Genomic DNA, 11,547 nt, shown 5'->3' on the forward strand with positions numbered 1-11,547 from the left:
CTTAGTTATTTTTTGAGGCATTAGGTTTTACCTCAAAAGACTGTCTTATATCTATTAGGGAAATTTTGAAGATTTCATTACCCAATTAAAATTTAAAAATTATAAGCTAATTTAAATTATGAACACAAAAATTTGAATTACAATTAATTACGATCTAATTTTCGTCGTTTTTTGATGATTATACATATTCCTAAAATGACAATTGTTATCATTCCGAAAAGTATATATAGTGTGTACGAAGTTGATTGAATTTCTATTGCATTTGTGCTTCCTGTGAGTGTAAATGCCGCCCAATAGTATGGCGTATTTTGTGAAAATTGATGCTTTTGCAAATATTCAATTTTAGCAATTTGTAGTGCTTTCGATTTTGTAGTTCCGTTTTTTAGTTCGCGATAGAACGTTTGTAGAATTTTATTTCCGGCTTGTTCATTCACATTCCATAAGGAAGCCATGACACTTTGCGTTCCGTTGTAAAAGAAGCCTCTTGATAGGTTGATAACGCCTTCTCCAGAGAGATTGATGCCGTCGTTAGTTTGACATGCATCTAAGATGACTAAATCTGCCTGATTTTCTATGCCAAAGAGTTCATTGAGCGTCATTTTATCTTCATGAAAAGAGATCCACGGTTTTTGTGTAAGACTGTCCAAGCCTGCGTGTGTATTGAAATGTATGATTTCAAAATTGTTTTGTTGTTGCAAGAAATTAGCTTTTGATGCTGATTGTTTTGTTAAGATGACCGAGTTGTCGAAATCTTTAACGAATTGTAGCATTTTTTCAGTACTTGTTAAACTTGGCAATTGCTTGTTTTTAAATTCTTGCGGAGCAATTGTTAATAGTTTTTGTGTTGGCGAATTTTGTTTTTTCTGAATTTGATCAAATAGTGAAAATGATTGTAAATACGATGTTTCCGTAATGTTTACGAAGTAACTTTTAGTTAAATCACCTTCAGTTTGAATTGGTAATATTTCAAATGGCACAAATTGTAATTGTTGATCGGCGACAATTGTGAGTTTTTTGTTTTTTAAACGTTGTACAGCATTTTCAAACGGAAATAGTTGTGTAAAGATTTTGTGTCCAACTTTTGTGTAGGTTTCCAATTCTTCATCACTCAATAATGGTTCGGTCATTAATGATTTTATGATTTGAAGTTCTTCATGGAATTTTGGCGTATTTTCAATTTTGAAAAATATTGGTTTTTCACTATCGTAATAGATTCCGTAGCCATCAGCTTTATTTAAAATATATTCTACAAACGATTCTTTTTTGTTAGTAAATTTAGTAATCGTTTTCGCTAAAGATGTTATCGCAACTTCTTGTTTCGTTTTTGCGTATTCAGGATATATGCGTTGTATGGAATCCATGAATTGCTGGTATTCTTTGTGTGTTTTGGCATAGGCAGTTTTCCACATTTCATCTTCTGTGTTTTGCTGAAATTGCTCCTGTAATGCTAGCATTTGATAATATAATTGATGTTCACTCGTAATCAAATCTTTTGGAACATTGAGTTTTAATCTTGCGTGTAAGGTTTTTATATTTTCTTGTAGTAGTAGCGCTTTATTTTTTTCCATGTAGTAAAATGCATTTTCTACATCGTTCAATAAATAACAGACTTCAACAGACAACATGTAGGTATTCACGCCTTTTTCAATCCAAAATAATTTAGAAGCTTCAGTATCCATTTCATACCGAATTAACGATACTAATTGATCAATTACTAGAACTGTTTTTTTTGCTTTGTGAAGATATTCTTGTACTTTTTCTTGCTTGTATGCGTTTACATAATGATCTGCCAAATCTATTAGATAAATCAATACATCTTGCTTATAATCAGATTGTTCAATTTCTGCCAAGTTAGGTATTTGAAATTCTTGAGTTGCTTCTTTTTGTAGAATTGTATGAATTGCTTTTTCAAAATAGGGTATTTTTTCTTTGGCTACAGATGTATTCATATAATAGCCCATATTATCTAACGCTGTGGCAATTTGTTCTTCATCATCAGATTCGTTTAAAATCCTTTGATAATATTGTGTTGCTAATTCATATTTTTCTTGTTTTGAATAAATAATTCCAATGTTGTTTACAACCTTCAACGCTCTATATAGATATTCCATCTCAACAAATCCTTTTTCGGCTTTTTTATAGAAATGTAAAGCTCTATCATAATCTTTAAAACCATCATAAATAACAGCTAATCCGTTATTTAGCACAACTCTATTAAATTCAGTTAAACTATCAACTCGTATTAATTTTTGATGATCGGTTATAATTTTTAAATCATTATTGTTGTCATTAATCGTATACGTACTTTCGTATTTTTTGGCATATGTATTTATAATATCAAATCGTAAATTACTTTCAATTTTTGGATTTTCACATAGTTTTTTATTTGCTAAACCTAAGTTCAAGTAATGTAATGCAAGTGAAATATCACCGTTATTTTTTGCGTTTCTAGATAAAAATCGATGTGCATACGATGTTTTAACATCAGCTCCTTCATCATTTATTATTTCGATTAAAATATCGTGCGCCTTTTCAAAATTTCCAATCTTCTCATTGGTTCGTGATAGCGAAAACCTACTATTATTATACTTTTCAAAATTTTTAAATTGTGACCTTACTACTAATGCTTTGCTGAAAAAAGGAAGTGCTTTATCATATTCCTCTTGCTTGTAATAACAAGTGCCAAGTTCATGATAAAGCGTTCCTAAATTTTCGGTGCCTTGAAGTGTTTTTTTATGTGTTTGAAGTATGGTAAGAAATCCTTCAATTTTTTCTTCTATTATTTCCAATCTTTGTACACTATCAATTTTATAAGATAGCATGTTTTGTGCGTCCATAGCTGATATGAGACACAAATAAACCAACAATACTAGTATACGAGAAGGAGACATATTTATGCTAAATGTAACTAATATTTTTTAATCTTCAGCAAGTATATATCTATTGTGCAACGTGTTTTTAATTACTTCTTCTCCTGTATATAGATCAATTACAGTTTGAAAAATTACTGAAGCAGGAAACCCAAGAGCCGCAACTCTATTTACCATTGGCAAATCAGAAGTTTCTCCAGAATCTATTATTTTTGCCACTTCAATAACAATTTGTGGTGCGGCAAATGAAGTTCCTTCCACAGTATCTCCATAAAATGAAATTGCTTCTCCTTTTGTATAAAAGTCTACACTAAATCCGTAATTTGAAAAATCTGACACTTGTGAATATCCTTGGTTACATGAAGCGACTGCAATTATATTATCAGCTTCATATGATGAAGGATAATGCGCTGTGATATCATTGTTATGACTTGTATTTCCTGCAGAAGTAACAAATACAACATCTGGGAACATTGTGAGTATATTTTGAAAAATGGTATTTCCAAAATCTCCAAATGGGTCATCTTGCCAGCCAAAACTCATGTTTATAATATCAGCACGTTCGGCAGCATATACAGATCCACAAATCATGTCGAAGTAGCTGATGTTTCCATCTGTGTTTGAGATTTTTATAGGCAATAGCTGATGTTTTATATTTAAGTCGGATAATGCTGAATGAATTTGATGTCCAATGATACTTCCATGCATGTACGGATCATCATCAAATACATTAGAATCTCCATTGACATAATCCCAACTAGATGATTCTTCTCCTACAGCTGTTAGTGCGGCATTGTATAAAAATTGATTTTCTTCTGGAGAAGCTGTTTCAAAAACCGTCAGCGAAGCCGCTAATCCTGTGTCTAATATAGCTATTGTGATTCCGTTATTTTCAGTTTTAATATGTGTTTCATACGAAGTATCTGCATCAGTCCCAGTAATTGGACTACCTACATCGAATCCAAAAGTAAATTCATAATCTACATCAGCAATTCCAAAAGACTCGCCTCCTATTTGACCTTCAATTACTTGTTTTTTAGGCTCAATGATAATGGTTCCTGGCGGAAAAATCCATTTTTCAATATCTTGATCGTCACACCTACAGATTTCAAATATCCCGAAACCTTGCAGTGGATTTATATTATCGCCATCAATTCCATTACTTTCTCTAATGGTATATTTCATAGAATCTGGTGTTCCAGCTTTGTATTGAATAATTAATTCATTTTGTGAGTACACGGGAATGTTTCCTGGTATGAAAACTTGTTGTTGATTTCCATTTCCTCCGTTTTTTGCGTTTGCGTTTACATTTTCATCTTTTGTTGTATCAAAAAAAGTGTCATCTTTCGTACATGACATGAAATTGAGTAACAAAAAGATTGCAATAAGTTTTTGTATATTTCTCATTTTTAATAAAATTTTGCGTTCACATAATAGGGATCAAACGCTTAAAACATTACCCAATATTTTTAATCATATTAAGATTCATGAAAGATAGTGAAAGATTTATAAATGCGCTTACCTCTGGAAATGAGCGTGTTATAAAAGAAATTTACACTAAATTATTTCCTAAAATTAAAGCATATGTTCTTAAAAACAGAGGAGATACTCAAGATGCTTCAGATGTTTTTCATGATGGATTGATGTATATAATTGTGACACAAAAGGAAAAAAAGATGGAAATAAAATCTTTTGAAGCCTATCTATTTGTGGTTTGTAAAAATATTTGGAAAAGAACTTTAAAAAATAAGGTAATAAAAACCGATCCTTTGACCCTTGTAGATAAAGAAACTGCATTGGGAGCACATATTTTAGAACAAGAACTCTTTGATTTTTACATTGAAAAATTTGATTTACTTTCTGATAATTGTAAAGAAATATTGAGTAGTTATTTTAATGGATTGAGTTATGAAGATATTGTAACTGAACACTCCTATGCTTCTGTAAACACGGTACGACAACGAGTTTTTAAATGTCGTAGCAAACTAGTAGCCCTAATAAAAAAAGACAGTAAATACCAAAAAATAAGAAGATGGCGTCAAAATTAACCGAAGCACTTTTGGCAGAAATGCATCAATACCTCAACGGTACTATGAATGAGTTGGAACGTACGCGTTTTGAACAAAAGTTAGCAAATGATGAGGAACTCAAAAGAGAGTTGGTTCTTGAAAAAGAATTGAGAACAGTTTTAAATGAAGATAGTGAATATAATCCTTTAGCTATTGAACAAAAAAGCGAAGAACTGACCAAATTAAAAGCAAAACTGAGAAGTGACGAATATCAACAGCTTTCTAATACAATAAAATCAGTTGGAGCTTCCTATTTAAAAGAGGAAACAGCTAAAAAACCACGTAAAAGTTATCATAAATATTTCATGGTTGCCGCAGTAGTTGTGCTATTTTTCGGAATTTACTTTTCACTACTTACTACTTCATTAGATTCATATTATGAAGCCAATGTAAATTGGAGCGAGTTGCAATCATTTGTTGAAAAAGGACAACAAAAAGATTTGTTTTCACAAGGAGAAACTGCTTTTAGAGCTTCAAATTATGAAGAAGCTATTGCAAAGTTTACACAAATTGAATCGACAAACAAATATTATGTGTATAGTTTGCAATATTTAGGAGCTTCTTATGATAAATTAAATGAAAATGAAAAAGCGATTGCGACGTTTCGAAAACTTTTAAAATCTGGAAATTCTCTTGAAAATTCAAAAGGACTTTGGTATGAAACGTTAATTCATCTTAAGATGAAAAATAAAGAAAAAGCAATCGAATCTTTAAAAAATCTAATAAAAAATTCCACAAATTATAAATACAAAGAAGCTGTTGAATTACTTGATGATTTAGAATAACTCACATTAATTTTTCAAACACAAAATCAATTGATTTACAGCAAAATACATTTATTTTCCTAAAAAATAACATATTCTATTGAGTTGAATTAAAAGTAATTTTTACAATATAATTTTTGCTAAAAAAACAGTTACTATAAAAATTACCAACGCAACCTTTTTCATATCCTAGTATCTATTTAATAAACTATGAAGAATATGAAAAAAACTATCCTACTAACCCTTGTCCTTTTTCTTGCACTACTTTTACAAAACTGTAAAAATGATGATTTTACTTCCGAAATTACCACTGAACCTTTATCAGAAGCCGAAATAAGAGATGATCTTTTTCAATCAGAAAACTTTGGAAACGCCACCACTGGAAATTTTATAGGTAGTGTATCGGATACATCAGGAAATAAATTAGCCAATGTATTTATTACTGTGGGTGCAATTACAACAATGACAGATCGTAATGGAATATTTATCATAAACAATGCAGATGTTTTTGAAAACTTCGCATACATAAAAGCAAAAAAAGACGGTTATATTGACGGATCTAGAGTTGTAATTCCAAAAACAAGTGGTGTAAATAATATAAAAATTGTTTTATTCGAAAAAGAAATTACAGCAACCATAAGTGCTGGACAAGCTTCACAAGTAACCATGCAAAATGGCGGAAAAGTTGATTTTAGTGGTGATTTCACAAATGCTGATGGAAGCGCTTACACAGGTCAAGTAGAAGTGGTTTTAAACTATATAGCACCAAACTCAATAACTACATATACAGAAATGCCTGGTAGTTTGTTGGCACAAAACGAAGCAAATGAAGCGCGAAATTTAGAAACGTACGGAATGTTCGCTGTAAATCTGTTTTCTCCTTCTGGCGAAGAATTAAATATTGATGCAAATAGTCCTGCAACACTAACATTTCCTGTAGATGATACACAAACTAGTATCGCTCCTGAAACCATAAACTTATGGTATTTTGATGAAGCTGTTGGTTATTGGAAAGAAGATGGACAAGCTGTAAAAAATGGCAACGCTTACACTGCTGAAGTTACACACTTTACATGGTGGAATGTTGATGTTCCTTTTAATCCTATTGAATTTTGTTTTTCATTAACTGAAACAAACAATACTGCTCAAACTCCTTACTATGCGTTAATTAGAAGAAACACAAATGATCAACTATTATTTTCTAGAATTGTTACAGCAAATGATGGCATAGAATGTGGATCAATTCCTCAAAATGAAGATGTAACTGTGTCCATTTACGGACTTGCAGGAACATGTTATGGGCAATTAATGCACGAGCAAGTTTTTGGTGGATATGCTACAAATACATCCGTAGACATTTCGTTTACTACTACAAATCAAATTTCAACAACAAACATTACTGGAATAGCTAATGATTGTAATGGAAATCCAATTACAGATGGTTATATATTTATTGATGAAGCAAACATGTTTAGCATTACTGACGGAACTATAGATATTGGAGTGCAACACTGCCAAAACGATGTTATACGAGTACAAATATTTGATGCTACTTCAAGTCAATGGTTAATTGCTGAAAACATTCCATTAGATGGAAACACTTTCAACTTAGGAACTATTAGTACTTGTGAAAATACAGGTGGAATATACATCGGTAATCTAAATTTAGAAAGTCAAGAAGATGTAGATAACTTTGCGCAGTTTGGCTTCTCAGCTATCGATGGTAATGTTGTAATAGGTGTTAATTTTCCTGACACTACCGACATTACAGATTTGACATCTTTACAAACCTTAGAAAATATTTACGGAGATGTTGAAATCTTTTATAATGAAAATTTACAAAGTTTAGATGGCTTACATAATATAACATTCATAGAGGGTTTTTTAACTATTATACATAATGATGCATTAACTTCTTTAGATGGTTTGGCTGGCTTAACAAGTGTTCGTAATTTATCATTTGGAAACAATGAAGTATTAGCATCTATAGTAGGTTTAAGCAATTTAACAACAATTGAAAATGGCTTATCTGTTGGTTCTAATAATTTTTTAACATCATTAGCAGGTCTTGAAGGTATTACCAGTTTACATAAATTACAAATTCATTATAATAATGCATTAAGCTCAATTACTGCAATGCAAAATCTAATATCCTTAGATCAATTACTTATAGAAGGTAATAATTCCTTGACAACCTTAGCTGGACTAGAACAAATTACAGCTTTAGATATTATCAGAATAGAAGACAATAGTGCGTTACTAAATCTTAATGGGTTAGAGAATCTTGTATATATTGAGCCAAATACGGCTTCTTCTCAAGTCTATATTGGGCTAAAATTTAATGGTGCTAATAATCCTCCTGCTCCTGCTCCAAATCCAAACTTAACAGATTTATGCGCATTACAAAACTTGTTTGTAAATGGTAATGGAACTAATCCGAATATAGAAATCCTAATTGAAAATAACGGCTACAACCCAACGCAACAAGACATTATTGACGGAAATTGCAGTCAATAAGGATTACTATGAATTCGAAAAAGAGAAAGCCTTTCCCGTTATGGAGAAAGGCTTTTTTAATATTTTTTTTTGGTTTAAAGTGACAAATCAAAAGCATTTACTGCATCCGAAATTTCATATCCCAAACGCAAACCTTCGGTACAATCCATTCGTAAATGTACGCCTAATGGTAAGCGCGAAAATCCATTTTCAGTTGCCATTTGTGTAAATGTTGTATATGCTCTTGGTGCTCCATTAAATTCTGTTCGTCCTTCATGCGAACGATCAATAAAATCTGTAGTGTTCCCAAAATGATGAATAAAAATTCCTGCCGCCGCAGAAGCAAATGTTGAATGACCTGACGGATAACTTGGAAACGAAGGATTTGGCCATGAAATGTATGGATATAAATTTGTTTGAAATGCCGGATCAATAAATTCTTGGATGTACACACTTGGGCGCATCACCATATATTCGTACTTATCTGCCCAAGTAGAAACAGCGGCATCATTTAACGAAAAACCTAATTTTAACAATAAAACCAACGCACTTTCATGATCTACGTTGTATTGTTGTATCAACTGATTTGCAATAGAAATTTGTCTTCCTGGCGGACTCATCATTAAACCTTCTACATCATTTGACCAAAATTCTGCAATCCATAAACCTTCTGTATCTGTGGTTCTTGCGGCTTCACTTACCGTATATACTTCTTGCATTGCTGTATAAAACGCACTTGTAGTATCTTCACTATACGTTAATGATGGCGGAACCGAAGATGTTTCATTTGACGCTATTACAAATGTTCGTACTGACGACCAATACGGGAATAATGCGCGTTCGGCATCATCACTATATGTCCAAAAACCAATGCCAACTGGCGGTTCGTATGAAGTTGGTTGTGGACTTCCTATTTGGCTTTCTGCCGCAGTATCCGTTAAACTATACGCTATAATTTGATCGGCTACATAATTTCCCCAATCAATTGAATTTAAAACAACATCTTCACTTACATTTTCAGAAAGTATGGTTTGCTTTTCTTGATTTAATAAAGAAATTTTACTGTCAATGGTTGTTGGAATGTTATACATAAAATGATCAATTGCTCTTGCATAACAAGCATTTAGTGCCAAACTTACGTTGACATTTGCTTCTCTTTGTGTAAAATCAATTTCTAATTCAGTATATCTATTTTTGTTTGAAGTATAACCTAGCATATCTTCAACACAAACTTCAAAAGCCGCCAAGTGAATGTACGCTAAAGCACGTGTAGAAGCATTTGGGCGCATTCCTGTTGCATATCTGTCCAATTCACACCACAATTGATTCCAGTCTAAAATAACTTGTGTTGTAGCATCTACTGCTATTGGCGTAGTTGGTTCTATATTTACATCTAGTTGTTCATTGCTACAGGAACTCCATAAAAATAGCGTTGCAATAACTAATATTGTGCGAAAAGATAGGTTCATTTTTAGTCAGTCTTAAAATATGGCTCAAATTAATTTATTTTTTGAAATCTCCCTCAAAAAACCAATAAAAATCTGCTAAAAACTTACGCTATAAAAAAAGCCTTTCCAATATGGAAAGGCTTTCTTATATAATTTAATAGTGAAGAATTACTTCGACCACTCTTTTATTGAATCTTTATTCATCTTAACGTAATCACCATTTCCAGCATCTTGAGCTAACGCCATAGATTGTTTTGCAATCTTAACAGCTGCTGCTTTCTTACCCATTTTTGCATAAATTAATGATTGTTGTCTTAAGTACCAAAATCTTGGTTGCTCGCTTGTCATTTCAACAGCTTTGTCAATCCACATTTTAGCTTTGTCCATATCTTTTCCTTCTTCTAAGAAATATCTAGCAGAAGAAAAATAATCACCAGCAGCTGGTCCAGCCATTACTTTATCAATACTAGCAGTTGTTTTTCTATCTGTAGGAACTCTAAACGGAACTACTACATATGTTTTATCCCAACTAAATGATAAATCAGCTCCACTATTAGAAAGATTTTCAATTCCAATTGTAAATGATTCTGCTGAGTATGGCATTGTATTTACAGGCGCCGTAGTTTTTGCCACAACTTTTGCATCATCCCATTTTTGTGGAGTTCCCCAGTTTGAAACATCATTATAAATAATAACTTCCCACGTTTGTGCAGTTGGTTTTGTAAAAATTGCATATGTTCCTGCTTTTACAGAAGTATCACCAATTGTTACATCATCACTAAATGTAATTTTTGTATTTGCGTTGGCTCCAGTTCTCCACATTTGTCCGTACGGTACTAAGTCACCAAATATTTTTCTTCCTTTTACTGCTGGTCTTGAGTACTCAACGGTAACTTCTGTTAAACCTACAGTTTGTGTTAACTTTGAACTTGGGCTAGGTTGTGGTGTTTCTATCTGGGCTTGAACACTGATTCCCGCAGTTAAGAAACACGCTAAAAGTAATTTTTTCATCTTATTGTTATTTTATTTTTTTGATTTGACGAAGTTACGCAGAAACCTTACGTGCAAATGTTAACAAATACTTAAAATAAGAAGTAGTACTTTTGATACCTAAGATACTTTTTTAGAATGAAAAATTACATCGCTGAGTTTTTAGGTACGTTTGCCATGGTCTTTTGTGGAACCGCTGCAATGGTTGTGAATGATATTACAGGAGTTATTACACATCCTGGTGTTGCCATTACTTGGGGATTGATTGTTATGGGAATGATTTACGCTTTCGCTGAAATTTCAGGAGCACACTTCAATCCGGCAGTTACGATTGCATTTTCATATGCGAAAAAATTTCCTTGGAAAGAAGTTCCAAAATATATTTTAGCGCAATGTTTAGGTGCCATTTGCGCAAGTTTGCTTGTTTTTATGTTTTGGCCCGAAAGTGAAACGCTAGGTGCTACAATTCCAACTATTGTAGCTTGGAAAGCGTTTATTTTAGAATTTTTACTCACTTTTTTCTTAATGCTAGTCATTATAAATGTATCAACAGGAAGTAAAGAAACAGGCACTATGGCAGGAATTGCTATTGGTGGAATTGTGCTTTTGGAAGCCATGTTTGCAGGTCCAATGACGAAAGCATCTATGAATCCGGCACGTTCACTTGGTCCAGCATTAGTTTCTGGAAACTTCTCAGAGTTGTGGTTGTACATTTTGGCACCTATTTTAGGAGCACTAGTTGCCGTTGTTAGTTGCAAGTTAGTAAAAGACGAAAACTGCTGTGATACAGATTGTTAACTAGCAAAAATCTTCTGTTTATTTTCAATATATAAGCTTCTTACTTCTCTGTTTAAGAAAACTTTAACAATGCTTTCATTTTTTTTGTTTAACTAAACATAAATTAAGTTAA

The 11,547-nt window shown here is 32.3% G+C and carries 8 protein-coding genes; 4 read left to right on the forward strand and 4 right to left on the reverse strand.

The features are described from left to right. Positions 1 to 143: 143 nt before the first annotated feature. Together ACQ654_RS04650 and ACQ654_RS04655 are read right to left on the reverse strand one after the other, a co-directional pair. Complete coding sequence (locus ACQ654_RS04650; RefSeq protein ID WP_430409156.1) at positions 144 to 2,822, reverse strand: CHAT domain-containing protein; 2,679 nt, start codon at positions 2,820 to 2,822, stop codon at positions 144 to 146. A gap of 96 nt (positions 2,823 to 2,918) precedes the next feature. Further along, a complete protein-coding gene (locus ACQ654_RS04655; RefSeq protein WP_430409157.1) occupies positions 2,919 to 4,277 on the reverse strand; it encodes a S8 family peptidase in 1,359 nt (452 codons plus the stop codon). An 80-nt stretch (positions 4,278 to 4,357) separates the two neighbouring features. Between ACQ654_RS04655 and ACQ654_RS04660 the strand changes: the two genes are divergently transcribed. The 3 genes from ACQ654_RS04660 to ACQ654_RS04670 all read left to right on the forward strand — a co-directional run bounded on the left by ACQ654_RS04660 (position 4,358) and on the right by ACQ654_RS04670 (position 8,220). Next, positions 4,358 to 4,918 (forward strand): RNA polymerase sigma factor, encoded by a 561-nt coding sequence (locus ACQ654_RS04660; RefSeq protein WP_430409158.1) that lies wholly within the window; start codon positions 4,358 to 4,360, stop codon positions 4,916 to 4,918. After that, on the forward strand, positions 4,903 to 5,724 hold the full coding sequence (locus ACQ654_RS04665) for a tetratricopeptide repeat protein (RefSeq protein WP_430409159.1): 822 nt from the start codon (positions 4,903 to 4,905) through the stop codon (positions 5,722 to 5,724). Before ACQ654_RS04660 ends, ACQ654_RS04665 begins: the two co-directional genes overlap by 16 nt. Positions 5,725 to 5,922: 198 nt before the next feature. Then, the gene (locus tag ACQ654_RS04670) at positions 5,923 to 8,220 is read left to right on the forward strand and encodes a hypothetical protein (RefSeq protein WP_430409160.1); all 2,298 of its coding nucleotides are present in this window, start codon (positions 5,923 to 5,925) and stop codon (positions 8,218 to 8,220) included. 74 nt (positions 8,221 to 8,294) lie between these two features. Here the strand turns inward: ACQ654_RS04670 and ACQ654_RS04675 are convergent, their stop codons facing one another. Together ACQ654_RS04675 and ACQ654_RS04680 are read right to left on the reverse strand one after the other, a co-directional pair. Then, entirely contained in the window at positions 8,295 to 9,668 is a 1,374-nt protein-coding gene (locus ACQ654_RS04675; protein WP_430409161.1) for a vanadium-dependent haloperoxidase, read from the reverse strand. Positions 9,669 to 9,815: 147 nt separating this feature from the next. Next, positions 9,816 to 10,658, reverse strand: coding sequence for a DUF2911 domain-containing protein (locus ACQ654_RS04680; protein WP_430409162.1), 843 nt, complete (start codon positions 10,656 to 10,658; stop codon positions 9,816 to 9,818). A gap of 117 nt (positions 10,659 to 10,775) precedes the next feature. Between ACQ654_RS04680 and ACQ654_RS04685 the strand changes: the two genes are divergently transcribed. After that, the gene (locus ACQ654_RS04685) at positions 10,776 to 11,435 is read left to right on the forward strand and encodes an MIP/aquaporin family protein (protein ID WP_430409163.1); all 660 of its coding nucleotides are present in this window, start codon (positions 10,776 to 10,778) and stop codon (positions 11,433 to 11,435) included. The last annotated feature ends 112 nt before the right edge of the window (positions 11,436 to 11,547 follow it).

This window comes from Kordia sp., assembly GCF_965283645.1.
Classification (GTDB): Bacteria; Bacteroidota; Bacteroidia; order Flavobacteriales; family Flavobacteriaceae; genus Kordia.